The following is a 25,437-nucleotide window of genomic DNA, read 5'->3' on the forward strand; positions in this document are numbered from 1 at the left end:
GGTACTACAGCTCCACCTCGGCCCAGATGATCTTCGCGTCGTGGGTGTAGCGGGTGCCCCAGCGGGAGGCGAGCTGGGACATGATGAACAGTCCCCGGCCGCCCTCGTCGCCGACCCGGGCGTGGCGCAGGTGGGGGGCGACGAGGCTGGCGTCGCGGACCTCGCAGGTGAGGGTGTGGGTCCGGACCAGGCGCAGGGAGAGCGGCGGAGTGCCGTAGCGCACGGCGTTGGTGACGAGTTCGCTGACGATGAGCTCGACCGCGTACAGCGCGTCCTTGGGGACCTTCCACTCGGCCAGGTGCGAGCGGGTCACGGTGCGGGCCTTCGCCGGGGCGCCCGCGTCGTCGTCGAGCTCGATGGTGACCACCTGGGCGGGGCTGACCGCGGTGGGGCGGGCGAGGAGCAGCACGGCGCCTTCCGGGTGGGCGACGGGCGGGTAGTTGTACATGATGCCGTCGGCGATCTCCCGCAGGTCCCGGTCGGGCGGTGCGAGCACGTCGTCCACGGGGCGCAGGCCGGGGCGGTCGGCGAGGTTGCTGCCGCCGCTGTGCATGACGATGAGGCTGCCCGGTTCGAGGGAGATCTCGGCGGTGGCGAAGGGGGCGTTCTCGGTCGCGGAGAGCGGCGGCCCCTCGGGCAGGTCGAAGGGTTGCGGGGTGCCGTCCGGACGGATGATGTGAGGAACGGGCGCCCCGGCCCGCGCCACCGTCCAGAGCCGGGTGAACGGGTCGTACTCCCCGTAGAGGCAGGTCGCCCTGAGGGGCCGCAGGCGCAGGGCGTCGCCGACGGGGAGCGCCGCCCGTTCCTCGGCGAGTTGGACGGCGATGTCGTTGACCCGGGAGAACAGTTCCTCGGGCGAGAGGTCGAGGGCGGCGAGCGTGCGGACGGCGGTGCGCAGTTGGCCCATGGTCGTCGCGGTCTGCACGCCCTGGCCGTCGACCCGGCCGACGACGAGGGCGGTCCGCGCGCCGGAGAGGGAGATGGTGTCGAACCAGCTGCCGCTGTTGCGGCCGGGCAGGTAGACGTGGGCGGTCTCGACGGCGATCGGGGAGGAGGGGCCGGCCGGCAGCAGCCGGCGCTGGACGGTGGAGGCGACGGAGTGGTCGCGCTCGTAGCGCCGGGCGTTGTCGACGCTCAGCGCGGTGTGCGCGGCGAGGGTCACCCCGAAGGAGAGGTCGCTCTCGTCGTACGGCTCGCTCCCGCCGCACCGGTAGAAGCTGACGACGCCGAACGCGGTACCGCGCAGCGCCAGGGGCGCCACGATCAGTGAGTGCGACCCGAACTCCTCGATGGACCTGGCCCGGTCGGGGTCGGTCGCGTACCAGGGCAGGCCGGGGGCGAGCTGCACCAGGCGGGGGCGGAGGTCTTCGAGCGAGAGGGAGTACGGGGTCGGGTGCGGCATCTCCCGTACGTCGCCGACCGGGTGGGCGGCCCCGTCGGCGCCGAGGGGGCCCCGGAACGCGATGCGGCGCAGCGGGGTGCCCCGGGGCGGCGGGCCGGCGGGGGCGTCGGCTCCGCGCAGCACGTCGTCCACGATCTCGACGACCGCGATGTCGGCGAATCCGGGCACGAGCGCCATGACCAGTTCCTCGCAGGTGACGGCGAGGTCGAGGGACTGGCCGACCCGTTCGCGTACGGCGTCGAGGGCCGCGGCGCGGGCGGAGTTGCGCTCCTGGGCGGTGATGTCGGCGGCGAGCACGAGCAGCGCCGCGGGTCCGGGGGCGGCGGCGTCGGGCAGTGCGGCGGTGTCGGAGTCGGCGGCCAGCGGGTGGAACGCGACGGCGAAGGTGCGGTCGGTGCCGGCCGGGTCGGTGCGGTGCGCCTTGACCACGCCGACGGGGCCGGGGCCGCCCTCGCCGGGGTGTGGGCCTTCGGCGTCCCGCGCGGGCGCGGCCGGCCGGGTGGAGGAGGGCGACGTCGTGCCGGGGGGCTCCGGGGTGCCCGTTCCGAGGGCGCGTACCGCCGCGTCGGGATCCTCCAGCCGGAACACGTCGGTGAGGAGCTGCCCGACCACGTGGTCCGGGGCCTCGCCGAAGGTCAGCGCGCCGGCCCGGACGATGCGCAGGTCCCGGTCGACCACGTACGTGCGGATGGCGGGGGCGGTCACGAGGGCGTGCAGCAGAGCGGGGGGTGCCGGGTCGCCCGGGGGGACCGCCGACGGGAGGTCGTCGTCCGGCACTGCTCCACCACCGCCCTTCGAACACGACTTCGCCTCTCCTCACCTTGGGACCCGCGACGCGCTCGCGCCATCGGGGGGCGTGCGGACGGAGGACGGGCGGGGGCGGGTGCCCGGCGGGCGGCCGACGGACCGCTGGAGAGCGCCGGAGGGCAGTAACGCCAAGGCTTCCGGCGATGGGCCTGGGGAAGCGCGGGGGGAACGCCGCAGGTTTCGGGACAGCGGCGGGAGGGTGCGGCGCGACCGCTCCGTGAGACCGGTGAGCACCCGCGACATGGACATCGGTACGCCACGGAGTGGACTGGCCCGGTCATCAACCGCTCATAAAGTCACCAGCGTTCGGCGGCACCATACAATTTCGGTCACGGGCGACTTCCCTCAGCCGCTCGCCCGGGGTTGACTGGGTGTCACGCATGGTGACGCGAGGGTCCGAAGTCCGGTTCCACCCGACCGCCGAATACACCCGTTCGGCGGTCCCGCTACGACAGGGAGAAGGAAGAGGGAGGAACCACCACAACCGCCTCACCTCGCAGGGTAATGCCTTGGCCAAAGAAGGCGGATTCCGGAACGCCCCCACTCCGACGGCTCCCGACGATTTCGCGCTCCGTGCACACCACGACCACCCGCCGAACCCACCCTCCATCCACACCGTCTTGACGAGGGGTATCAATGAGCCAGATCGCCTTACCGGCGTTTCACATGCCGTTCGCCAGCGCCGGATGCAATCCGGGTCTGGAGAAGACCAAGGAGGCCGCCTGGAGATGGGCGGACTTCCATGGCGTGGAGCTTTCTCCGGTGGCCCGGAAGAAGATGATCAGAACCCGGCCGGAGCTGTGGATCTCCCTCATCTTCCCGACCGCTTCCCAGCAGCATCTCGACCTGTTCTGCCAGTGGCTCTTCTGGGCCTTTCTGGTCGACGACGAATTCGACGACGGACCCGCCGGACGGGATCCCCGGATGTGCGGCTCCGCCATCACCCGGCTCGTCGAGGTACTCGACGGGGCCGTGGCGCACTCCGCCATGGAACTGACCCTGGAGGAGCTGCGGAACCGTACGTACCGCGACCGTTCGACGGCCTGGGTACGGCAGTTCCGCAGGGACACCGTGGCCTGGCTCTGGACGTACTACGCCGAGGCGGTCGAACGGGCCGCCGGACAGGTGCCGTCCCGGGCCCAGTTCGTGAAGCACCGCCGGGATTCGGTGGCGATGCAGCCCTTCCTCGATCTGCACGAGATCACGGCGGGGATCGATCTCACGGACGCCGCCCGGAGCCTTCCCGCGTACGTCGCGCTCCGGGACGCGGTCACCGACCACTCCGGCCTCTGCAACGACATCTGCTCCTTCGAGAAGGAGGCGGCGATGGGCTACGAGCACAATGCCGTCCGCCTCATCCAGCGCGACCGCGGCTGCACGCTCCAAGAGGCCGTCGACGAGGCCGGTATCCAGCTGGCCCGGATAGCGGAACGTGTCCGGCGGGCCGAGAGGGACCTGGTCGTGGAGATGGACGCGGCCAAAATGGAGGGTGCGGAACGGATCGCTCTCGAACGGTGCGTGCGGGACTACCGCGGCCTCGTGCGGGGCGACTTCGACTACCACGCACGGGCCGAGCGCTACACCCGCCCGGACCTGGTGGAGCCGGAGGACCGGAGCGAGCTCTCCCGGTTCTTCGCGGCGTGAACCATCCCGCGCGGCTCCCTCGCTGGGCGCCGCGGGCGTCCGGTGGGTCCTGAGGAGAGAACCTCCGGAGGACCCGTCAGGCGTGTGAGGCGCCCTCGGCACGCGGCTTCCGGAATTTCGGCGGCGGAACCCCGGAAGCCGCGTCCCGCGCGAGGCCGTCCTCGGGCTTACCGCACCAAGACATACACGTGACCGAGCCTTCACCTTTATGAGTGAACTCCCGTGCGAGACTGTCCCTCCGGCACCACCGGGTCGGCCGGCTCCCGAGGGTTGTCGCGTCCCGCAGTGGACGCCACACCGACCACGCCCCAGGAAGAGCCCCGACCGACGGACTGCCGTTCTCTCATCACCAGTCCTCGGGGAATCAAACGTGAGATCGAAGCGAAGAGTATGGGCCACGGCGGCCGTCGCGACGGCGGCCGTGGCGGGTGTCCTGGTGTTCCAGGGGGTCACCGGCACCGACGACCCGCACGGGGGCGTGGACGCCAAGTCCGCCCCGGCGCCGGTCGACGTGCACAAGAACGAGCTCAAGCTGTCGGCGGACGGGACCGCGGCCGAGTTCGAGCAGAAGGACACCAAGCCCTTCAGCCTGCTGGGCGTCACCTGGACCGACCCGGCGGCGAAGATATCCGGCACGGTCGAGGCGCGGACCCGCTCGGTGGCCACCGGCGAGTGGACCGGCTGGCTGCCGCTGGCGACCGACGTGGACGGCCGCACCGAGACCGGCCAGGCCGGTGTGCGGGGCACCACGGAGCCGCGCTGGGTCGGGGCGTCGAACGGCGTGGAGGTCCGGGTGACCTCCGGGGGCACCTCGTCCGCGGGTCTGCCCGCGGGTCTCCGGCTGGACACCGTCGACCCCGGCAGCTCCGGGCTCGACGCGGAAACCGCCGCGTACGCGCAGGACATGCCGGAGGGCACGGAGGGTTCCGCCGAGGACGGCGAGACCACCGGGCCCACCCCGACGGACACCGCGTCGGCGACGGAGACTCCCGGGTCCCCGGCGGCCGGGGAGACCCCGGAGACCGGCGAGCTGCCCGGTGGGGGCACCGACGAGCCGACGGCGGACCCGACGACGGCGGCACCCACCACCGCGGCGCCGAGCGTGACGGCCACCCCGACCACGCCGGCACCGACCCCGACGACGGCCGGTCCGTCGCCGACCGTGGCGCCCGCACCGGTGTCCACGATGCCGAGGCCGCCGATCGTCAGCCGGGCCGCGTGGGGCGCGAACGAGGCGCTCAACAACGAGGCGCCGGAGTACACGACGTCGGTCAAGGCCGTGTTCGTCCACCACACCGCGCAGACGAACGACTACTCCTGCGCGGACTCCCCCGCCATCATGCGGAGCCTGCACGCCTTCCACGTCCAGTCGAACGGCTGGAAGGACCTGGGCTACAACTTCATCGTCGACAAGTGCGGGACGATCTTCGAGGGCCGCAAGGGCGGTGTGGACCGGCCGGTGTTCGGCGCCCACACCTACGGCTTCAACCGTGAGACGGCCGGTATCGCGGTCATCGGCATGTACACCGACACCAAGGCGTCGACCCCCGCCACCACGGCGGTGGCCCGGCTCGCCGCGTGGAAGCTCGGCCAGTACAAGGGCGATCCGGCCGGCAAGACGACGCTGGTGGCCGGCGCGACCCAGTCGAGCGGCACCGGCATCTCCTACACCGTCGGGAAGTCGTACACCTTCAACCAGATCTCGGGTCACCGCGACGGCTTCAACACCGAGTGCCCCGGCACCGCGCTCTACGGGCAGTTGGGCGCGATCCGCTCCGCCGCGGCGGGGCCGGTCACCGGTCTGGCCGTCTCCTCGGTCACCGGGAGCAGCACCTCGGGTTCGACGACGTACACGCAGTCGACCGTCAAGGTCGCCTGGACGTCGTCCACTCCGTCCGTCTTCGTCGCCAAGTACGAGCTGCTGGTGGACGGCAAGGTGGTCGCGACGACGAACGGCTCCACCACCTCCGCCTCGGCGGCGCTCGCCGTGGGCACGCACAAGGTGCAGGTCCGCGCGACGCACCTGTCGGGCAAGGTGTCGGCGCTCTCGGCCGCCGCGACGGTGGTCGCCGAGAAGACGGCGCCCGCCTTCACCACGAAGCCCTCGCTGGCGCTGAGCGCCGGCACGGTCAACACCACGTCGGTTCCGCTCACCCTCAAGTGGAAGGCCGCGGACGGGATCGCGCTCAAGGAGGTCCGGCTGACGGCTCCGGTGGCGAAGACCTTCGCGCCGACGACGGTCAGCGCCGCCCAGACCGCCAAGCCGGGTGTGTCGACGACCTGGAAGATGACGGCGTACGACCGCGCGGGCAACACCGCCGCCGCGTCCGTGATCGGCACCCCGGTGATCCTCCAGGAGACCTCCACCACGCGGACGGGCACGTGGACGGCGAAGTCCTCCTCCAGCTACCTCGGCGGGAAGTCGTACTCCAGCAGCGCCAAGAACGCGAGCATCACGTGGACGTTCACCGGCCGGTCGGCCGCGCTCGTCGTCTCCCGTGCCTCGACCTCGGGGCAGGTGTACGTCTACGTGGACGGCAAGAAGACGGCCACGGTGGACCTGAAGTCCTCGACCACCAAGTACCGCGACGCGATCTGGACGACCACCTGGTCGGGCGCCGCCAAGCACACGGTGAAGCTGGTCGTGGTCGGCACGAGCGGCCGGCCCGCCATCACCACGGACGGGCTGGTGTACCTCAAGTAGCGTCCGTACGGCACTCGGTGTGACAGCGCGCCCCGACCGGGACATCCGGCCGGGGCGCGCTGCCGTGCTCACGGCGTCGTCGCGCCCGTGTCGCGGGCGCACCGGAACCCGCCGTGGCCGGTGGAGGAGTCGGGGGTGTTGTGGGAGCGGGCGGCGACCCGGTAGCGGTTGCAGTAGGAGGCGTGGCAGAGGTAGGAGCCGCCGCGGATGACGCGTTCGCCGGGGCCGTAGGCGTCGGAGCACCACTCCCAGACGTTGCCGGAGGTGTTGTGGAGGCCGTGGCCGTTGGGCGGGTAGGCGGTGACGGGTACGGTGCCGGGGCCGCCGGGCCGGTCCGAGCGGTGCGGGAAGTCGCCGAGCCAGGTGTTGCAGCGTTCCTCGCCGTCGGGGGTGAACGCGTCGCCCCACGGGTAGCGGGCGCTGTTCAGCCCGCCCCGGGCGGCGTACTCCCACTCCGCCTCGGTGGGCAGGCGCACTCCGGCCCAGGCGCAGTAGGCGAGGGCGTCGTCGTGGGAGACGTGGACGACGGGGTGGTCGGCGCGGTCCTCGACGCCGGAGCCGGGGCCTTCGGGCGCCGACCAGGAGGCGCCCTCCACGCCGAGCCACCAGGGCGCTCCGGGGACGGTGCCGACGACGTGGCGCCGGGCGTCGGGGTGGACGAGCTGGTGGAAGACGAAGGAGGTGCCGAAGCGTTCGGCGTCGGTGCGGTGTCCGGTGGCCCGGACGAACGCGGCGAACTGCGCGTTGCTGACGGCCGTGGTGTCGATGGCGAAGGCGGCGACGGTGACCCGGCGGGCGGGGCCCTCGTGGTCGGCCGGGTACCCCTCGTCGAAGGCGTCGCCCATCCAGAAGGTGCCGCCGGGCAGTTCGGCCCAGGTGTGCCCGGGGGCGCGTACGTCCCCCGGGGGCGGTGGGACGGCGGGTATGCCCAGCAGTGCGGGCCCGTGGTCGGGGCCGGTGCCGTGGTCGGGGCCGTGCGGGGTGCGGCCGGGGGCGCAACAGGGCCGGGGGGACGTGCTCATGCGGAAGCTCCGGTGGTGACGTTCTGCCGTGGGTGACGTGCTGCGGTGAGTGACGTGCTGCGGTACGGGGCCGGCGGGCGGCGGCGGTCGCGTCCAGGATCGCGGGGGCGTCCGCGTGCGCCGTCGGCGGGTCCCGGTACGTCTCGCGGGTCCCGGTACGTCTCGCGGGTGCGCGCGGCCGGGTCGCGGGCTCTTGGGACCGCGCCCGGCGGGGAAGTACCCCATGCTGGAGGGCACCCGCGAAAGGGCCGACGCACATGCGCGCAAGAGATCCGGACGACCGCCCGGCCGTCACCATCGTCACCACCCTCCACGGAGCCGTGCGCGGAGTCCGGGAGAACGGGGTCACGGTCTTCCGGGGCGTCCCGTACGCGGCTGCCCCCGTGGGCGCCCGCAGGTTCCGGGCGCCGGAGCCGCCCGAGCGGTGGGCGGGGGTGCGGGAGGCCGTCGCGTTCGGGCCGACCGCGCCGAAGCGGCCGTACGACCCGCCCCTGGACGCCCTGCTGCCGGACCCCGAGGTGCCCGGGGACGAGTGGCTCAACCTCAACGTCTGGACGCCCGGCCCGGAGCGGACCGGGCTGCCGGTGCTCGTCTGGATGCACGGCGGCTCGCTGCTGCACGGGTCCTCCGCCGTCCCGGTCTACGACGGGACGGCGTTCGCCCGGGACGGCGTGGTGCTGGTCTCGGTCAACTACCGCCTGGGGATCGAGGGGTTCGCGGTCCTCCCGGACGCCCCCGCCAACCTCGGGCTGCTCGATCAGCTGGCCGCGCTGGAGTGGGTGCGGGACAACGTCGCGGCGTTCGGGGGCGATCCGGGGCGGGTGACGGTGGCGGGCGAGTCGGCCGGGGCGGTGAGCATCGCCGCGCTGCTCGCCGCGCCGAGGGCGGCGGGGCTGTTCCGGCGGGCGGTGCTGCAGAGCGGGGCGCCGGACGCGCGGACGCCCGGGGCGGGACGCCGTACGACGGAACTCGTCGCCCGGCGCCTGGGCGTTCCGGCGACGGCCGCGGCGCTGGCGGCCGTGGAGCCGTCCGCGCTGCTCGCGGCGCAGAGCGAGGTGACCCGTGGCGGGAACCCGCTGACCGGCCGCAACGCGTTCCAGATCGTCGTCGACGGCGACCTGCTCCCCCGCGACCCGGCCGAGGCGTTGCGCGAGGGCGCGGCGGCCGGGGTGGATCTGCTGATGGGGACGAACACCGAGGAGTACCGCCTCTGGTTCGTGCCCAGTGGGCTGACCGAGCGCCTCGGGCGCGTCCGGCTGCGGCTGGCGCTGCTGAAGTTCGGAGTACCGGGCGCGACGGCGCGCGTGTACCGGGCCAACCGCCCGGACGCCACACCGGGCGAGCTGCTCGGCGCGCTCGCGACGGACCTGCTGCTGAGGGTCCCTCTGAACGTCCTGGCGGACGCGCGGACGGGCGCCCCGGGCCGGACGTACCTCTACGAGTTCGGCTGGCCCTCCCCCGTGCGGCGGCTCGGCGCCTGCCACGCCCTGGAGATCGGCTTCGTCTTCGACACCCTGGCCCAGCCGGACGCCGTGGCGCTGGCCGGTCCGCACGCCCCGCAGGAGCTGGCGGACGCGATGCACGCGGCCTGGGTGCGGTTCGCGGCCACCGGCGATCCGGGGTGGGACGCCTGGGACGCGCGGCGGCCGGTGATGGCGTTCGGTCCGGGCGCTCCCGCCGTGGTGGAGGCGCCCCGCGACGACGAGCTGCGCGGCTGGGCCCCCTACCGGGCGGCGGACTGAGTCACGTGGGTGAGCCCCGGCCCCGCCGCGGGGCCGGGGACCCCCGGCGGTTCGGGCCCCTTGAGCGCCGGTCCGCGGGCTCCTCGCGGCGCCGTGCTCAGGCCTTGTTCTGCGAGGCCCAGAACTCGTCGAAGGTGAGCAGGCCGTCACCGTTGGCGTCGTGGGAGTTGATGATCGCCTGGGCGACGGTCTCGGTGACGAACGGGTCGCCCAGCTGCGCCATGGCGCTCTTGTACTCGGCGGCCGTGATGAGGCCGTCACCGTTCTGGTCGAAGTGCTCGAACGCCTTGCGTGCCGACTCGATGTCCGCCATTTTCCGCCCCTATCGCTTGTCCGATTGACGGTGGTCAGATTAACGGGCCGACGCGCCCACCCCTGCGGCGGCCGGTGGGAGCGCCGGACCGCCGGCCGGACCGAGGGACCGGCAGCACTCTTCACCCTTCACAAGGAATCTACGAATCATCCAAGGAACCCCATATTCATTCACTGAATGCCAGGGGTTTCCTTGATGAAACCTACGATTCACATACCAAAAGGGAGCATTGATCCACAATTGCCCGAAATGCACCTTTGGTTTCCCGGGGACTGATGTGCCATAGTCGTCCCACGACCTCCTCCGACCCGAGCACAGGTCATGCACGCGGCCGTGGACCACCCCCCATTTCACGGCCCCCCACAGAAGCCCCCAGCTCGCCGGACCACGGCGGACGGGGGCTTCTGCGTACACCGGGGAGCGGCGAGGGCGCCCTACCGGTCCGTGCGGTCGGAGATCCGCATCTCGAACCAGGTGATCTTGCCGCGCGGCAGCAGGTCGACCCCCCAGCGGTCGGAGAGCTTGTCGACGAGGAACAGGCCCCGCCCGCTCACGTCCATCTCCCGCACCGGCATCAGACACGGCAGGCCGCGCGAGGGGTCGCGCACCCCGATCCGGATCATGCCCCGGCGGCGCTCCATGCGCAGACCGAAGTACTGCGCCCCGGTGTGCCGTACGGCGTTGCCGACGAGCTCCGAGACGAGCAGGACGGCGTACTCGGCGAGCTGCGGGGAGAGGTTCCACTGCCGCAGGACCACCGCCGACGCGATCCGGCGGGCCGTCGCCGCCGACTCCGGACGGGACGGCAGCCGCACACCGTCCTCGCCGGTCGGGTTGCCGTACAACTCCAGTACATGGTCCGGCTGTTCGTCCTCCGACACCGATACCCGCCGCGCCGTCGCCGCACTGCCGTGCGCGCGCGGCTGCTCCCCACCCTCCAGGCCCGCCATGCCCCCATCATGGCGGGAGCGGACCTCCTCCGGAGCCGTTCCGCGGGAATCCCATCCCCGGAATGGCCGGATCCGGTAGGGAGATCGGCATATGCCAAAGGCATAAAAATGATCGGGCCGACCCCGCTGACCTGCGACGGAACATCGGCCTCACGAAACGACCGCGACGGCCGGTGGGCGGCCCGGGGCGAGCGGTGCGGCCCGGTGCGGGTACCGCCGATGCCGCCCGCACGGATGAATCCGCACCGCTCCCACGCCCCCGCACGACGCGACCCGGCCCACGCGCGCACGACGTCCACGCACACACGTCGTGCGCACCCCGCCCCACGCGCGCACGACGCACACACCCGGGCGGCCGGGCCGGGCCCGTCGGCTCAGCGGAAGGTGGCCTTCCCCGGCCCGTCCTCCATGAAGCTGCGCATGCCGGTCTCCCGGTCCTCCGTGGCGAACAGCCCCGCGAACAGGGTCCGTTCGATGGTGAGACCGGTGTCGAGGTCCGTCTCCAGGCCCGCGTCCACCGCCTCCTTCGCGGCCCGCAGTGCCAGCGCCGGCCCCTTCGCCAGGGCCGAGGCCCAGGCGTGCGCCTGCGTGTACACCTCGTCCGCCGGAACCACCCGGTCGACCAGACCGATGGCGAGGGCCTCGTCCGCCCGCACGTGACGGCCGGTGAAGATCAGGTCCTTCGCCCGCGAGGGGCCCACGAGGCGGGCGAGGCGCTGGGTGCCGCCCGCCCCCGGGATCACCCCGAGCAGGATCTCCGGCTGGCCCAGCCGGGCGTTCTCCCCGGCGATCCGGAAGTCGGCGCAGAGCGCCAGTTCGCAGCCGCCGCCGAGGGCGTAACCGGTGATGGCGGCGACGACCGGCTTGGGGATGCGGGCGACGGCGGTGAAGGAGTCCTGGAGCGCGCGGGACCGTACGACCATCGCCGCGTGATCCATGTCCCGCATCTCCTTGATGTCCGCCCCGGCCGCGAACACCTTCTCTCCGCCGTGGACCACCACGGCACGCACGTCGTCGCGGCGGGCGGCCTCCTCGGCCAGCTCCTTCAGCCGGTCCTGGGTGGCCACGTCCAGCGCGTTCATCGGCGGCCGGTCCAGCCGGATCGTGCCGACGCCGTCCTGCACTTCGAGGGTTACGGTCATAGCGGCAGGCTAAGGGTTGTCCCGGCGGACGAGGGCGGCAGCGGGAGAGGCGCGGGTCACGTGGCCCGTCCGTGGGCGCGCTCCGTCGACTCCGTGGCAGGATCCCTGTATGCCGAACGTTGCCGTGTCTCCCGAGGTGTCCATCGCGTACGAGAGCTTCGGCGACCCCGGGGACCCGCCCGTCCTGCTCGTGATGGGGCTCGGTGCGCAGATGCTCGCCTGGCACGAGGACTTCTGCCGGGCGCTGGCGGACCGCGGCAGGTACGTGATCCGGTACGACAACCGCGACTGCGGGCTGTCCACGAGGTTCGACGAACACCCGGTCGACACGGGCGAGTTCATCGCAACCGTCGGCTCGGGCGACATCCCCGCCGCCCTCGCGATGGTTACCTACCGGCTGCGCGACATGGCCGACGACGGACTCGGTCTGCTCACCGCGCTCGGTATCGGACGCGCCCACGTGGTCGGTACCTCGATGGGCGGGATGATCGCCCAGACGATGGCGCTCTCCGCCCCGGACCGGGTGCTGACCCTGACGTCGATGATGTCCTCGACCGGCGAGAGCGAGTACGGCCTGTCCACTCCGCAGGCCCAGGCGGTGGTGTCCGCTCCGAAGCCGGCGGACCGCGAGGGATACGTCGCGGCGGCGGAGAAGGAGCTGGTGTGGGCCTCCCGGCGGTACGGCGACGCGGCGGCGCTGCGTGAGCTGGCCGCCGCGAGCTACGACCGCGCGTACTACCCCGCGGGGATCGGGCGGCAACTGGGCGCGATGGTCCTGGGCGGTTCGCGCGCGGACGCGCTCCGCGGGCTGCGGGTGCCGACGCTGGTGATCCACGGCCTGGACGACACGCTGATCTCCCCCAGCGGCGGGAAGCGCACGGCGGAGCTCGTACCCGGTGCGGAACTCCTGCTGATCCCCGACATGGGCCACGACCGTCCGCGGGAGCTCTGGCCGGTGCTCGTCGACGCCTTGGCGGCCCACACCGGTTGAACCTGCCCGGGACCGGCTCCGGGACGCGGAACGGCGGTGGGCCCGGTGCCGTCGTTCCACGGCACCGGGCCCACCGCCCGATTCCAGCTGCTCAGCCGCTCAGCTGCTCAGCACGGTCACTTGATCCACTCGGACCAGTCCATGTTCCAGCCGTTGAGGCCGTTGTCCGGGGCGATGACCTTGTCCTTGGAGTTCTTCACCACGACGACGTCTCCGAGAATCGACTGGTTGTAGAACCAGGCGGCCGGGGTCTGTCCGTCGTACCCGCCGCGCACGTCCCGCAGGCCGACGCAGCCGTGGCTGGTGTTGGTGGTGCCGAAGATGCCGGAGTTGCCCCAGTAGTTTCCGTGCACGAAGGTGCCGGAGGTGGACAGGCGCATGGCGTGCGGCACGTCCTTGATGTCGTACTCCCCGCCGAAGCCGACCGTGTCGCCGTTCATCCGGGTCACCGGGAGCTTCTGGCTGATGACCATCTGGCCGTTGTACGTGGTGGTGGCCGGGGCTCCCGCCGAGATCGGGATGTCCTTGAGGGTCTTGCCGTCACGGACGACGACCATCCGGTGGGTGGAGGCGTCCACCGTGGAGACCTGGCGGCGGCCGATCGTGAAGGTGAAGGACTTGGCCTGCTTGCCGTAGACGCCCGGCCGCCCCTCCACACCGTCGAGGTTGAGCTCCACCTTCACCTTGGTGCCGGGGGCCCAGTAGTCCTCGGGGCGGAAGTCGAGGCGGTCGTTGCCGAACCAGTGTCCCTCGATCCGCACGCTGGGCTCGGCCGTGACCGTGATGGCCTTCTCCACGGCGTCGGGGTCGGTGATGCCGCGGGTGAAGTTGATGGAGACCGGCATGCCGACGCCGACGGTCGAGCCGTCCTCCGGGGTGTACTGCCCGATGAAGGTGTTCTTCGGGACCAGCGTGGTGAAGGTGGTGTCCTTCGCGGACTGACGGCCCTTCGCGTCCTCGGCGATGGCGTGCACCGCGTACTTGGTGGCCGCCGCGAGGTGCCGTTCGGGCGTCCAGCTGGTGCCGTCCGCGGAGAGGGTGCCCTGCACCTCGGCGCCCTGGGCGTCGACCACCTTGACGGTGGTCAGCTTGCCCTTGGCGGCGGAGATCTTCAGCGCTCCGCTGGTCTCCACGGAGGCGGCGCCGTCGGCCGGTGCCACGTTGACGACCGCCTCGGAGGCGGCGGTGTCCTGGACCTGGCCGCTGCCTCCCTCGGAGCCGGCGCCGCTGCCGCTGTTCGCACCGCTTCCGCCGGAACCGCCGCAGGCCGTCACCAGCAGAAGCAGTGCGCCCAGCAGCACCGCGAGGATGCCGGGGCCCCGGCGCCCACGCGTTCCCCCACCGGTCCCGGCCGCACGCCCTCGTATCGGCTTCCCGCTCATCGTGGTTGTCTCCCCTCGCACGGCCTGACCCAACCGGGCCCCGCACACCCCCGCGCGTCGAACATGCGCGCCTATCGAGAAGAAAACCACACGGTACGGGACGGTGAAGTACTGGGGATGTCACCGTTCAGTCCCAAGTACGGGCGGAACAAACGCAGGTGACACGGGGTGCGAGGACGCTCACCGAGACGGGGTGTCACCGCCCCGCGCGGGCCGCCCCGGAGACCGCCGGGAGGGCCGATCCCGCCTTCCACCGCTTCCAGTCGAGGTTCCAGCCGCTGAGTCCGTTGTCCGGCGCGACCGTCTTGTCGTCGGAGTTGACGACTTCCACGACGTCGCCGACGAGGGTGCGGTCGAAGAACCAGCCCGCCGGGGCGGACCCGCTGCCGCCCTTCTCGTCCCGCAGCCCGATGCAGCCGTGGCTGACGTTCTCGTTGCCGAAGGTGTCCTCGGGCGCCCAGTAGTTGCCGTGCAGGAAGGTGCCGGACTCGGTGAGCCTGATGGCGTGCGGCACGTCCTTGATGTCGTACTCCCCGCCGAAGCCCACCGTGCGCCCGTCCATCCGGGTCACCTCGTGGAGTTCGCTGACCACCATCTTCCCGTTGTACGTGGTGGTCTTCGGCGCCCCCGCGGTGATCGGCACGGTGCTGACGAGCTCGCCGTCGCGGCGTACCTCCATGGTGTGCGCGGCGGCGTCGACCAGGGAGATCTGGGAGCGGCCCACGGTGAAGCGGACGCGCTTGTTCTGGCTGCCGTACACGCCGGGCGAGCCCTCCACGTCCCGCAGGCCGATGTCGACGGTGACCACCGTGCCCGGCTTCCAGTACTTCTCCGGCCGGAAGTCGAGGCGGTCCTTGCCGAACCAGTGGCCGGACACCTCCACGGCGGGGTCGGCGGTGACCTTGATGGCGCGCTGCACCGCGGCGCGGTGGGTGACCGGGCTGCTGAAGTCGAAGGAGACGATCATCCCGGTGCCGACCGTGGAGCGGTGCTCCGGTTTGACGTAGCCGATGAAGTGGTGCCCGGGGACCAGCGTGGTGAAGGTGGTGTGCCGGGCCGATCTGCGCCCCATCCGGTCCACGGCCACCGCGTCGACGCTGTACTTCGCGGCGAGCCGGAGCCGTCCCGCACCGCCGGTGGGCGTCCACCGGCGGCCGTCCTCGGAGATCTTTCCGGTGATCCGGTCGCTCCGGGCGTCCTCGATCTGCGCCACCTCGACGCTCTCCAGGTGCCCGTCCGGGACCTCCACCCCGATCCGGGTGGAGGCGGGGACGTTCTTCGCGCCGTCCGCCGGAAGGACGAGGATCGCGTCCTCGGGGGCGCGCGCCTTGCCGTTGACGAACGGAATTCCCCCGGTGCAGCCGGTCAGTACGGCCGCGACCACCAGTAGTCCTGCCCATGTCAGCACGGCGGCCGGACCGGTCCGCGCTCTCTTCGCTGTGTGAGTCACGCACCCACCAACGACCAGGGTCGCTCCGGGGAAACGTGAGTGTGGGCCTCCCGGTGGGCAGAACAGGGGGGAGGACTTCACCGGGAGGCCGCGGCCGGGACGCCGCGTGCGTCTCCCGTCTTGCCCGTCCCCACGAGCCGCAGGAGGCCGGGAGTGTCGAGCGCAGCCGAGCAGGAAGCCGTGCAGGAGCCGGTACGACCGGTCCGCGCGGGCGACGGGCCGTCGGAGAACACCACCCGTGTGCCGCAGTCCGGTGCCCCCGCGGGGAGCCCGGACCACCCGCAACCGCCCCCGGTGTGGCCGGGTGCGCCCATGCCCCTGGGGGCGCGGTTCCGGGTGGGGCCGGACGGGGTGGCGGGCACCAACTTCGCCCTCTGGGCGGGCGGGGCGGAAGCGGTCGACCTCTGCCTCTTCGACGAGTCGGGCCGCGAGACGCGGGTCCGGCTGACCGAGCTGACCCACGAGATCTGGCACGGTTTCCTGCCGGGGGTACGGCCGGGCCAGCGGTACGGCTACCGCGTCCACGGCCGCTGGGACCCGTGGACGGGGGCCCGGTGGAACGCCGCGAAGCTGCTGCTCGACCCGTACGCCCGTGCCGTGGACGGCACCTTCTCGCTGCCGCCCGAGGTGTACGGCCACCTGCGGGACTGGCCGCAGCAGCACGTCGCCGACACCGTGCGCGACGAGCGCGACTCGGCGCCGTTCGTGCCCAAGGGGGTGGTCGTCCACGACGATCTCCCGGGCGGCGAGGACGAGTGGATGGACGACCGGCGCCCCAAGACACCCTGGGCCGACACCGTCATCTACGAGCTCCACGTACGCGGCTTCACCAAGCTGCACCCCGGCATCCCGCCCGAGCTGCGGGGTACGTACGCCGGTCTCGCCCATCCCGCCGCGATCGAGCACCTGAAGCGGCTGGGGGTGACGGCGGTGGAGCTGCTGCCGGTGCACCAGTTCGCGCACGAGGACCATCTGCTCCGGCGCGGGATGCACAACTACTGGGGCTACAACTCGATCGGCTACTTCGCCCCGCACGCCGACTACGCCGCGAGCGGCACCGCCGGGGCGCAGGTCGGCGAGTTCAAGCGGATGGTGCGCGCCCTGCACGACGCCGGGATCGAGGTGATCCTCGACGTCGTCTACAACCACACCGCCGAGGCGGGCGAGCTCGGTCCGACCCTGTCGATGCGCGGGGTCGACAACCGCGGCTACTACCGCCTCCAGTCCGACGCCCGCCGGTACGCCGACTACACCGGCTGCGGCAACACCCTGCACGTGGTCCAGCCGCACGTGTTGCGGCTGATCACCGACTCCCTGCGGTACTGGGTCACCGAGATGGGCGTCGACGGCTTCCGCTTCGACCTGGCGGCGGCGCTGGCCCGCTCCATGCACGACGTCGACATGCTCTCCCCGTTCCTCGCGGTGATCGCCCAGGACCCGGTGCTGCGCCGGGTGAAACTGATCGCCGAGCCCTGGGACGTGGGCAACGGCGGCTACCAGGTGGGCGCCTTCCCCCCGCTGTGGACCGAGTGGAACGACCGCTACCGCGACGCCGTCCGCGACTTCTGGCGCGGCGCGCTGCCCGACGTGCGCGACCTCGGCTACCGCCTCTCCGGCTCCAGCGACCTGTACGCGTGGGGCGGGCGGCGCCCGTACGCCTCCGTCAACTTCGTCACCGCGCACGACGGTTTCACCCTGCGCGACCTGGTGAGCTACCACCACAAGCACAACGAGGCCAACGGCGAGGGCAACCGCGACGGCACCGGCGACAACCGCTCCTGGAACTGCGGTACGGAGGGCGAGAGCGACGACCCGGAGATCAACGCGCTCCGCCGCCGCCAACTGCGCAACCTGCTCACCACCCTGCTGCTCTCCACCGGGGTGCCGATGCTGGTGGCGGGCGACGAGATGGGGCGTACGCAGGGCGGCAACAACAACGCCTACTGCCAGGACAACGAGATCAGCTGGGTCGACTGGTCGCTGCTGGACGACCCCGGGTGGCGCGGGCTGACCGAGCTGACCGCCCGGGTGCTGCGGCTGCGCCACACCCATCCGGTGCTGCGCCGCCGGGCGTTCTTCTCCGGGCGGCCCCAGACCGCCGACGGGCTGCGGGATCTGGCCTGGTTCACCCGGCACGGCGAGGAGATGACGGCCGAGGACTGGTACGCGCCCGCGGCGACGCTCGGGCTCTTCCTCTCGGGGCGGGACATCCCGGGCCGGGACGCGCGGGGCGAGCAGATCGTGGACGACAGCTTCCTGGCGATCCTGCACGCGGCGGAGCAGCCGGCCGCCTTCCTGCTGCCGGGCCCGCCGTGGGCCGCCTCCTACGAACTCCTCCTCGACACCTCCCGGGAGGACCAGGCCGAGGCCCCGGGCACGGTCCACGCGGGCGGCTCGGTGCTCACGGTGCCGGGGCGCTCGGTGCTGCTGCTGCGGGTGACGGGGTGACAGGGGGGCGCCCGTACAGGCGGATCGGGCGCCCCCAGTGCCGGGGCGGGCGCCCCCGGTGCGGTGCCTGAGCGCCCGGACGGCCGGAAAACCCCATGAGGGTTGTCAGTGGTGAACCATAGGATCGCCCCTGATGCCCGAGAACCCCGCCGAGCGCACGGACCGGTCCACCGTGCGCTCCCTGAAGCGTTTGTGGCCCTACCTGCGTCCCGTACGCGCCCGTTGGTTCACCGCCGCGTTCGTCGCGGTGTTCGCGTCCGGGCTCGGGCTGGTCATCCCGTTCGTGCTCAAGTGGATGGTGGACGGCCCGGTGGCCGACCGTGACCCGGGCGGGGTCTGGCTCGGGGCGCTCTGGCTGCTGCTCCTGGGCATCCTGGAGGCGGCGCTGTTCGGGCTGCGGCGGTGGCTGGTGGCCCGGCCGCTGGCCGGGGTCGAAGCGGGCATGCGGGCCGACCTGTACCGCCGGCTGCAACGCCTTCCGATGGCCTTCCACGACCGCTGGCCGTCCGGTCAGCTGCTGTCGCGCGGCACCACCGATCTGATGCTGGTGCGCATGTTCCTGGCGTTCCCGCTGACGTTCCTGCTGGTCAACTCGGTGACGATCGCCATCGGGTTCGTCATCCTCTTCCTCCAGGAGTGGACGCTCGGGCTGGTGCTGCTCGCCCCGGCGGTCCCGCTGATGGTCCTCAGCTCCGTCTTCGAGTCGAAGTACTCGCTGGCCGCGCGCACCGCCCAGGACCAGGTCGGCGACCTGACGACGGTGGTCGAGGAGAGCGTGCTCGGCATCCGGATCATCAAGGGCTTCGGCCGCCACCGCAGCCAGGCGCGGGCGTTCAGGGAGCTCTCGCACCGGCTGCGCTCCACCGAGCTGACCAAGGCCCGGCTGCTGGCGGGGATCTGGGCGCTCATCACCGGGGTGCCGGAGCTGGCGATCGGTGCCGCGCTGGTCTTCGGCACGATCCAGGTGGCGGACGGCGACCTCTCGGCGGGCACGCTGGTGGCGTTCCTGTCGACCGCGCTCGCGCTGCGCTGGCCGGTGGAGTCGATCGGCTTCCTGCTGGCGATGAGCCAGGAGGCGGCGACCGCCACCGACCGGTACTTCGAGGTCATGGACGTGGCCGAGGAGAGCGGCCTTGTCCCCGGTGACGCGACGGGCACCGCCCCCGGGTCCGCCCCCGCGGCTGCCGCCGGGACGGCTCCCGGGACTGCTCCCGGGACTGCTCCCGGACTGGTCTTCGAGGGGGTCGCCTTCCGCTACCCGGACGCGGCGCCCGACTCCGTACCCGTGCTCTCCGGGATCGATCTGCACGTCCGGCCGGGCGAGACGATGGCGCTGGTCGGCGCCACGGGTTCCGGCAAGACGACGCTGACCGCCCTGGTGCCCCGGCTGCACGAGCTCACCGGCGGGCGGATCACCCTGGACGGCGAGGACATCGTCGCCATGGACCGGGCGCGGCTGCGGTCGCTGGTGTCGGTGGCGTTCGAGGAGCCGACGCTGTTCTCGGCGACGGTCGGGGAGAACGTCCTGATGGGCTCGGACGACGCGGACGATACGGACCTGAACCGGGCTCTCGACGTGGCCCAGGCCCAGTTCGTCCACGGCCTGCCCGAGGGCACCGCCACCCAGGTCGGCGAGCAGGGGCTGAGCCTGTCGGGCGGTCAGCGCCAGCGGCTCGCGCTGGCCCGCGCGGTCGTCGGCCGGCCGCGCTTCCTCGTGCTGGACGACCCGCTCTCGGCGCTGGACGTGCACACCGAGGCGCGGGTGGAGGCGGCGCTGCGACAGGTGCTGGCGGAGACCACGGCGGTGATCGTGGCCCACCGGCCGTCCACCGTGATGCTCGCCGACCGCGTCGCGCTGCTCTCCGGCGGCCGGATCGCGGCCGTCGGCACGCATCAGGAGCTGCTGCGGACGAACGCCGAGTACGCCTGGCTGATGTCGGGCTCCGAACACCCGGGCATCACGGTCGCCGAGGAGGCCACGACCCCATGACCAGTACCACCACCGCGGGCGCCCCGTCCGCCGACGGCACCCCCGCACCGGACACGTCCGCCCCCGGCGCCGCGCCCGGGCCCGGCGACGCGTTCGACCTGGACACCCTGCCCACTCCCCCCGGCGCCACCCGGGCGCTGCTCGCCTCGCTGCTGGGGCCGCTCCGCGCCCGCGTCCTGGTGACCGTGGTGCTGCTCCTCGTCCAACAGGCCGCCGTCCAGGCGGGCCCGCTGCTCGTGGCGTACGCGATCGACAGCGCGGTGCCCGCGTTCCGGGATTCCGACCACGGCCCGCTGATCGCGGTGGGCGTCGGTTACGCGCTCTGTGCGGCGGGCGGCGGGCTCCTCCAGTACGCCTTCATCCGGGGTTCGGCCCGCATCAACCAGGACGTGCTGCTGGACCTGCGCGGCCGGATCTTCCGGCACGCGCAGGCGCTGAGCGTCGACTTCCACGAGCGCTACACCTCGGGCCGGCTGATCTCCCGGTCGACGACGGACGTGGAGTCGCTGCGGGAGCTGCTGAGCGAGGGCCTCCAGGAGCTGATCACGGTGGTCCTCTCCTTCGTCTTCATCTCGGGGATGCTGCTCTGGCTGGACCTGGGCACCGGGGCCATCGCGGTGCTCTCCTTCGTGCCGCTCTACCTGCTGGTGCGGGTCTACCAGGCGCGGGCGGGGCGGGCGTACTCCGTGCGGTCCTCCGCGATGGCGGCGGTGATCGTGAAGTTCGCCGAGACGATGAACGGCATCCGGCCGGTGCGGGCGTTCCGCCGCGAGCGGTCCAACGACGCCGTGTTCGCGACGCTCAACCACAGTCACGAGCGGTCGAACGGCGACACCCTGCTGGAGATGGCCCGCTATGTGACGGGCTCCCGGCTCGTCGCCAACACCGCCGTCGCGGGCATGGTGCTCTGGGGCGCCTACCGGGTCGCCTCGGGCACCCTGGCGCTGGGCGTGCTGGCGGCTGCCGTGCTCTACCTGCGGCGGCTGTACGACCCGATCGACCGGCTGGCGATGTTCCTCAACTCCTGGGAGTCGGCCGCCGCGTCGCTGGAGAAGATCGCGGGCCTGCTCGCGCAGACCCCGTCCGTACCGGAGCCCGCCGCACCGGTGGAGCTGCCCGCGCCGCGCGGCGAGCAGCCGGGCCGGGAGGTCGTCTTCGACGGGGTCCGGTTCGCGTACCGCACCGGCGGCGAGGTGCTGCCGCGCTTCGACCTGACGCTGCCGGCCGGGCAGACGGTGGCCGTCGTCGGTTCGACGGGTGCGGGCAAGTCGACGCTGGCGAAGCTGCTGGCCCGGTTCTACGACCCGACCGGCGGCCGGGTGCTGCTGGACGGCGTGGACCTGCGGGACCTGGGCACGGCGGAGCTGCGGCGCGGTGTGGTGATGGTGACACAGGAGGCGTTCCTGTTCTCCGGGACGGTCGCGGAGAACATCGCGATCGGCCGCCCGGACGCGACGCCGGAGGAGATCGAGCGGGCGGCGAAGGCGATCGGCGCGCACGAGTTCATCGAGTCCCTGCCGGAGGGGTACGACACCGACGTACGCAAGCGGGGCGGCCGGATCTCCGCCGGGCAGCGCCAGCTGGTCGCGTTCGCGCGGGCGCTGCTGGCGGACCCGGCGGTGGTGATCCTCGACGAGGCGACCAGCTCCCTCGACATCCCCGGCGAGCGCGCGGTGCAGCGGGCCATGGACACGGTGCTGCACGGCCGTACGGCGGTGGTGATCGCGCACCGGTTGTCCACGGTGGAGATCGCGGACCGGGTGCTGGTGATGGAGCACGGCCGCATCGTGGAGGACGGTTCACCGGCCGAACTCATCGGCGGCGAGGGCAGGTTCGCGGGTCTGCACCGGGCGTGGCGGGAGAGTCTGGCCTGACGCCTCCCGCCCCCCGTTTCGCTCCATGCGCCGTGGGCCACAAGGTCGTCACGATACGACGGGAGAACGGTGGTCCGGCCCACGGCGTTCTACCGTGAGGGCGAATCGATCGCGGGGGGCGCGATGAGGCATCGGTGGCGGCGGGGGCTCCTGGCCGTGGCGGTGGGACTGCTGGCGGCTGGCTGTTTCGCGCCTTCGGAGCCGATGTTCGGCGACGGCGATTCAGTGCCCGAGGAATCCTCACGCCTCCCGCTGCCGGTGCGCCCGGACTCCGATGGCACCTGGGCACTGAACGCCCCCGGGGCGGGGCTGCTCGGCCAAGGCCGCACGCTGGTCCGCCTGAAGGGCGCGGAGAACCTGGAGGGCGCGGGGAACCCGGGCTGGCGGCTGGATCTACCGGCCGAGTTCGCGTTGACCTCGCACCAACCCGGGTCGGCGCACTCCGCGTTCCTCCGTACTGACCGGGTGGTGCTGGTCGGCGGCAGGGACGACCGCGGCGAGCCGAGTGCGATCGCCGGTCTCGACCCGGAGCGGGGGCTGGTGACCTGGCGGCACGCCTTGCCGCCCGGCAGCCGGGTGTTCATGTTCGAGGACGCCTTCGAGGTGCTGACGGCGGTCTGCCACCCTGATTCCTGCCTCCTGACCGCCTGGGACGCCTCGTCGGGTGCGCTCCGGTGGACGCGCGCGGTCCCCGGGGCGGTACGGGTCGTGGATGCCTGCCGGGTCGACGCGCACGCCACCGTCGACGGCCTCAGCGGTGTCGGCTGCGGGTTCCGTCTGGTCGCCCCCGACCGTGTCGGCACCGTCGACCCGGAGGACGGCGGGGTGTCCTGGGAGACGGGGCTGCGGCCTCCCGACGGCACCGTCGACCGCATCCTCGTGACCGGCGACCGGGTCATCGTGGTCACCGCACCGGCCGTGGGCAGTTGCCGCGCCACCGTCCTCGCGAACGGGGTGACCTCCGGGGACGGGGACCGCGGCTGGCGGTACAGCTTCGTCTGGGACCAGCCCCAGGCCCCGCGCGACGCGCGCACCGGGTGCCGCTGGGACCGCGCCCTTCCGCTGGTCGTCGGCTTCCGGCTGGTACTGCCGGACGCCAAGGGCGCCCTGGACCTCGCTCCCTACTTCGGCACCCTGCGCCCCTCCCAGCGGCTGGCCCCGGGCGCGTACGTGCTCACCGACGGCACCAGCAACGAGATCGTCCGCGCACCCGGCCGCCCGGACCGGCTCCTGCACCCGATCGGCGACCAGCCGGTCCGCCCCCACGGGCTGAGCACCGCGGCCCGGTCGGTCACCCACGGCTTCTGGCAGGACGGGCGCCGGCTGCTCCTGCTGGACCACGAGGGGCACACCCTCTGGAAGGGGACATCGGACTGCCGGGCGTTCCCGAAGACCGGCAAGGGCGTCGGCGGCCCGGTCACGTACTGCGACGGCGACGACCTGGTGACCCTGCGCCCCGTGCGCGACGACTGATTCAGGCGCTCTTGGGGCTGTCGGCGCTCTGAACGCTCTGGGCACTGTCGGCGCTCTGAACGCTCTTGGCGCTCTCCGGCAGGAGTTCGGCGAGCAGGCCGCGTACCCGGCGTTCGATCTCGTCGCGGATCGGGCGGACCGCGTCGACTCCTCGCCCGGCGGGGTCGTCGAGCTGCCAGTCGAGGTAGGTCCGGCCGGGGAAGACGGGGCAGGTGTCGCCGCACCCCATGGTGATCACCACGTCGGACGCCCGTACGGCGTCGGCGGTCAGCACCTTCGGGGTCTCGGCGGACAGGTCGATGCCGGCCTCCGCCATCGCGCGTACGGCGGCCGGGTTCACGGTGTCGGCGGGTGCGGAACCGGCCGAGCGGACCTCGACCCGGCCGCCGGACAGGTGGGTGAGCCAGGCGGCGGCCATCTGGGAGCGGCCGGCGTTGTGGACGCACACGAACAGCACGGACGGCTTGGCGTCGGAATCGGATACGGCCTCGGAGACGGTGTCAGACACGGGCGGAGCCTTCCGGAGCGGTGACGGGTCCGGCCGCCGTGTCGGCGGACTCGGGGAAGCGGTGGCGTAGGGCGAGGGCGACGTGGACGAGGCCGATGAGGACGGGCACCTCGATGAGGGGGCCGACGACTCCGGCGAGGGCCTGGCCGGAGGCGGCGCCGAAGGTGGCGACGGCGACCGCGATGGCGAGCTCGAAGTTGTTGCCCGCGGCGGTGAACGCCAGGGTGGCCGCCTTCGGGTAGCCGAGCCCGAGCGCGCGCCCGGCGGCCAGGGACCCGGCCCACATCACCGCGAAGTACACCAGTAGCGGCAGCGCGATGCGGACGACGTCCAGGGGCTTCGAGGTGATGGCGTCGCCCTGGAGGGCGAAGAGCACGACGACGGTGAACAGCAGCCCGTACAGGGCGAACGGCCCGATCCGGGGGACGAGCTTCGTCTCGTACCAGGTGCGCCCCTTGGCCTTCTCGCCCAGGCGCCGGGTGAGGAACCCGGCCAGCAGCGGGATGCCGAGGAAGATCAGCACCGAGCGGGTGATCTCCCACACCGACACGTCCAGGGCGGTCTGTTCCAGGCCGAGCCATCCGGGCAGCACACTGAGGTAGAACCAGCCCAACGCGGAGAACGCGAGCACCTGGAACACCGAGTTGAGGGCGACCAGGACGGCGGCGGCCTCGCGGTCGCCGCAGGCCAGGTCGTTCCAGATCACGACCATCGCGATGCAGCGGGCCAGGCCGACGACGATCAGCCCGGTGCGGTACTCGGGCAGGTCGGGCAGGAAGATCCAGGCGAGCGCGAACATCAGCGCCGGGCCGACGACCCAGTTCAGCACCAGGGAGGGGACGAGCAGGCGCTGGTCGCGGGTGACGGTGGAGACCCGGTCGTAACGGACCTTCGCGAGGACCGGGTACATCATCACGAGCAGGCCGAGCGCGATCGGCAGCGAGACCCCGGTGACGGTCACCTTCGCGAGCGCGTCGCCCAGCCCCGGTACGAGGCGGCCCAGGCCGAGGCCCGCGGCCATCGCGGCGAGGATCCACACGGCGAGAAGGCGGTCCAGGAACGACAGCCGCCCGGCGACGGGCACCGCGGGCACCGTCGCACACCCGCTCACGAAGAGGTCCCCGCGGACACGAGCGGAAGCGCCCCGGCGGGGCCGGCCGGGCGGGAGAGGACCTGCGCCAGCTGGTCGGTCGTCTCGGGCAGCAGCCGGTAGTACACCCACGTCCCGCGCCGCTCGGAGTCGATCAGCCCGGCCTGCTTCAGCAGCTTCAGGTGATGGGAGATCGTCGGCTGCGACAGGTCGAAGGCGGGGGTCAGGTCGCAGACGCAGACCTCGCCGCCCGCCCGCGAGGCGATCATCGACAGCAGCCGCAGCCGCACCGGGTCGCCCAGGGCCTTGAACACCTTCGCCAGCGCCTGTGAGCGCTCCTCGTCCAGCGGGGTGTCCAGCAGACCGGGGCAGCACTCCCCGGCACGTCCGGCGTCGTCCTGGCCGAGCACCACGAGCTCTTGTTTCGACATGCTTCTATATTGACGTTCCTCGATTCAGGGCGCAACCTTGAATAGACAGACATCGATACAACCTGATCGAGGAG

At 72.5% G+C, this 25,437-nt stretch carries 18 protein-coding genes; 8 read left to right on the forward strand and 10 right to left on the reverse strand.

Going from position 1 to position 25,437, the window contains the following annotated elements; all coding sequences use genetic code 11:
• Positions 1-4: 4 nt before the first annotated feature.
• On the reverse strand, positions 5-2,179 hold the full coding sequence (locus tag ACFWEE_RS04895) for a SpoIIE family protein phosphatase (RefSeq protein WP_386886394.1): 2,175 nt from the start codon (positions 2,177-2,179) through the stop codon (positions 5-7).
• Positions 2,180-2,875: 696 nt separating this feature from the next.
• On the opposite strand from ACFWEE_RS04895, the gene ACFWEE_RS04900 reads away from it, so the two are divergent.
• Positions 2,876-3,853, forward strand: coding sequence for a terpene synthase family protein (locus ACFWEE_RS04900; RefSeq protein ID WP_386886396.1), 978 nt, complete (start codon positions 2,876-2,878; stop codon positions 3,851-3,853).
• A gap of 370 nt (positions 3,854-4,223) precedes the next feature.
• Positions 4,224-6,557, forward strand: a complete 2,334-nt coding sequence (locus ACFWEE_RS04905) for an N-acetylmuramoyl-L-alanine amidase (protein WP_386886398.1) — start codon at positions 4,224-4,226, stop codon at positions 6,555-6,557.
• A gap of 68 nt (positions 6,558-6,625) precedes the next feature.
• On the opposite strand, the gene ACFWEE_RS04910 is transcribed toward ACFWEE_RS04905, so the two are convergent.
• Positions 6,626-7,579 (reverse strand): formylglycine-generating enzyme family protein, encoded by a 954-nt coding sequence (locus tag ACFWEE_RS04910; RefSeq protein ID WP_386886399.1) that lies wholly within the window; start codon positions 7,577-7,579, stop codon positions 6,626-6,628.
• Between the two features lie 257 nt (positions 7,580-7,836).
• On the opposite strand from ACFWEE_RS04910, the gene ACFWEE_RS04915 reads away from it, so the two are divergent.
• The gene (locus ACFWEE_RS04915; RefSeq protein WP_386886401.1) at positions 7,837-9,321 is read left to right on the forward strand and encodes a carboxylesterase/lipase family protein; all 1,485 of its coding nucleotides are present in this window, start codon (positions 7,837-7,839) and stop codon (positions 9,319-9,321) included.
• 97 nt (positions 9,322-9,418) lie between these two features.
• On the opposite strand, the gene ACFWEE_RS04920 is transcribed toward ACFWEE_RS04915, so the two are convergent.
• From ACFWEE_RS04920 to ACFWEE_RS04930, 3 genes are all read right to left on the reverse strand, one after another.
• On the reverse strand, positions 9,419-9,634 hold the full coding sequence (locus ACFWEE_RS04920; RefSeq protein ID WP_386886403.1) for an EF-hand domain-containing protein: 216 nt from the start codon (positions 9,632-9,634) through the stop codon (positions 9,419-9,421).
• A gap of 434 nt (positions 9,635-10,068) precedes the next feature.
• Positions 10,069-10,584, reverse strand: coding sequence for an ATP-binding protein (locus ACFWEE_RS04925; RefSeq protein WP_386886405.1), 516 nt, complete (start codon positions 10,582-10,584; stop codon positions 10,069-10,071).
• A gap of 374 nt (positions 10,585-10,958) precedes the next feature.
• Positions 10,959-11,726 (reverse strand): enoyl-CoA hydratase/isomerase family protein, encoded by a 768-nt coding sequence (locus ACFWEE_RS04930; RefSeq protein WP_386886407.1) that lies wholly within the window; start codon positions 11,724-11,726, stop codon positions 10,959-10,961.
• Positions 11,727-11,835: 109 nt separating this feature from the next.
• Between ACFWEE_RS04930 and ACFWEE_RS04935 the strand changes: the two genes are divergently transcribed.
• The gene (locus ACFWEE_RS04935; RefSeq protein ID WP_386886408.1) at positions 11,836-12,717 is read left to right on the forward strand and encodes an alpha/beta fold hydrolase; all 882 of its coding nucleotides are present in this window, start codon (positions 11,836-11,838) and stop codon (positions 12,715-12,717) included.
• 116 nt (positions 12,718-12,833) lie between these two features.
• On the opposite strand, the gene ACFWEE_RS04940 is transcribed toward ACFWEE_RS04935, so the two are convergent.
• Both ACFWEE_RS04940 and ACFWEE_RS04945 read right to left on the reverse strand, forming a co-directional pair.
• Positions 12,834-14,099 (reverse strand): Ig-like domain-containing protein, encoded by a 1,266-nt coding sequence (locus ACFWEE_RS04940; protein ID WP_386886410.1) that lies wholly within the window; start codon positions 14,097-14,099, stop codon positions 12,834-12,836.
• A gap of 196 nt (positions 14,100-14,295) precedes the next feature.
• A complete protein-coding gene (locus tag ACFWEE_RS04945) occupies positions 14,296-15,549 on the reverse strand; it encodes an Ig-like domain-containing protein (protein ID WP_386886412.1) in 1,254 nt (417 codons plus the stop codon).
• A gap of 240 nt (positions 15,550-15,789) precedes the next feature.
• Between ACFWEE_RS04945 and glgX the strand changes: the two genes are divergently transcribed.
• The 4 genes from glgX (at position 15,790) to ACFWEE_RS04965 (ending at position 23,334) form a co-directional block, all read left to right on the forward strand.
• The gene (gene glgX / locus ACFWEE_RS04950) at positions 15,790-17,997 is read left to right on the forward strand and encodes a glycogen debranching protein GlgX (RefSeq protein ID WP_386886480.1); all 2,208 of its coding nucleotides are present in this window, start codon (positions 15,790-15,792) and stop codon (positions 17,995-17,997) included.
• Positions 17,998-18,130: 133 nt separating this feature from the next.
• Positions 18,131-19,987 carry an ABC transporter ATP-binding protein gene (locus ACFWEE_RS04955; protein WP_386886414.1) on the forward strand — a complete coding sequence of 619 codons (1,857 nt, stop codon included), beginning with the start codon at positions 18,131-18,133 and terminating at the stop codon, positions 19,985-19,987.
• The gene (locus ACFWEE_RS04960) at positions 19,984-21,861 is read left to right on the forward strand and encodes an ABC transporter ATP-binding protein (protein WP_386886416.1); all 1,878 of its coding nucleotides are present in this window, start codon (positions 19,984-19,986) and stop codon (positions 21,859-21,861) included. Before ACFWEE_RS04955 ends, ACFWEE_RS04960 begins: the two co-directional genes overlap by 4 nt.
• Positions 21,862-22,086: 225 nt before the next feature.
• Positions 22,087-23,334: a hypothetical protein gene (locus tag ACFWEE_RS04965; protein WP_386886418.1), complete on the forward strand. Its 1,248-nt coding sequence runs from the start codon at positions 22,087-22,089 to the stop codon at positions 23,332-23,334.
• Position 23,335: 1 nt separating this feature from the next.
• Here the strand turns inward: ACFWEE_RS04965 and ACFWEE_RS04970 are convergent, their stop codons facing one another.
• From ACFWEE_RS04970 to ACFWEE_RS04980, 3 genes are all read right to left on the reverse strand, one after another.
• The gene (locus tag ACFWEE_RS04970) at positions 23,336-23,752 is read right to left on the reverse strand and encodes an arsenate reductase ArsC (RefSeq protein ID WP_386886482.1); all 417 of its coding nucleotides are present in this window, start codon (positions 23,750-23,752) and stop codon (positions 23,336-23,338) included.
• Positions 23,753-23,834: 82 nt separating this feature from the next.
• A complete protein-coding gene (gene arsB / locus ACFWEE_RS04975) occupies positions 23,835-24,953 on the reverse strand; it encodes an ACR3 family arsenite efflux transporter (RefSeq protein WP_386886420.1) in 1,119 nt (372 codons plus the stop codon).
• Positions 24,950-25,363 (reverse strand): ArsR/SmtB family transcription factor, encoded by a 414-nt coding sequence (locus tag ACFWEE_RS04980; protein WP_386886422.1) that lies wholly within the window; start codon positions 25,361-25,363, stop codon positions 24,950-24,952. Before ACFWEE_RS04980 ends, arsB begins: the two co-directional genes overlap by 4 nt.
• Between the last annotated feature and the right edge of the window lie 74 nt (positions 25,364-25,437).

This window comes from Streptomyces sp. NPDC060184 (assembly GCF_042728795.1).
Taxonomy (GTDB): Bacteria; Actinomycetota; Actinomycetes; order Streptomycetales; family Streptomycetaceae; genus Streptomyces.

Coding starts and splice junctions, on each gene's coding strand:
- ACFWEE_RS04900 (WP_386886396.1), top strand. CDS start 2,876: ATGCCGTTCGCCAGCGCCGGATGCAATCCGGGTCTGGAGAAGACCAAG.
- ACFWEE_RS04910 (WP_386886399.1), bottom strand. CDS start 7,579: ATGAGCACGTCCCCCCGGCCCTGTTGCGCCCCCGGCCGCACCCCGCAC.
- ACFWEE_RS04915 (WP_386886401.1), top strand. CDS start 7,837: ATGCGCGCAAGAGATCCGGACGACCGCCCGGCCGTCACCATCGTCACC.
- ACFWEE_RS04920 (WP_386886403.1), bottom strand. CDS start 9,634: ATGGCGGACATCGAGTCGGCACGCAAGGCGTTCGAGCACTTCGACCAG.
- ACFWEE_RS04925 (WP_386886405.1), bottom strand. CDS start 10,584: ATGGCGGGCCTGGAGGGTGGGGAGCAGCCGCGCGCGCACGGCAGTGCG.
- ACFWEE_RS04930 (WP_386886407.1), bottom strand. CDS start 11,726: ATGACCGTAACCCTCGAAGTGCAGGACGGCGTCGGCACGATCCGGCTG.
- ACFWEE_RS04935 (WP_386886408.1), top strand. CDS start 11,836: ATGCCGAACGTTGCCGTGTCTCCCGAGGTGTCCATCGCGTACGAGAGC.
- ACFWEE_RS04940 (WP_386886410.1), bottom strand. CDS start 14,099: ATGAGCGGGAAGCCGATACGAGGGCGTGCGGCCGGGACCGGTGGGGGA.
- ACFWEE_RS04955 (WP_386886414.1), top strand. CDS start 18,131: ATGCCCGAGAACCCCGCCGAGCGCACGGACCGGTCCACCGTGCGCTCC.
- ACFWEE_RS04960 (WP_386886416.1), top strand. CDS start 19,984: ATGACCAGTACCACCACCGCGGGCGCCCCGTCCGCCGACGGCACCCCC.
- ACFWEE_RS04970 (WP_386886482.1), bottom strand. CDS start 23,752: ATGGCCGCCGCCTGGCTCACCCACCTGTCCGGCGGCCGGGTCGAGGTC.
- ACFWEE_RS04980 (WP_386886422.1), bottom strand. CDS start 25,363: ATGTCGAAACAAGAGCTCGTGGTGCTCGGCCAGGACGACGCCGGACGT.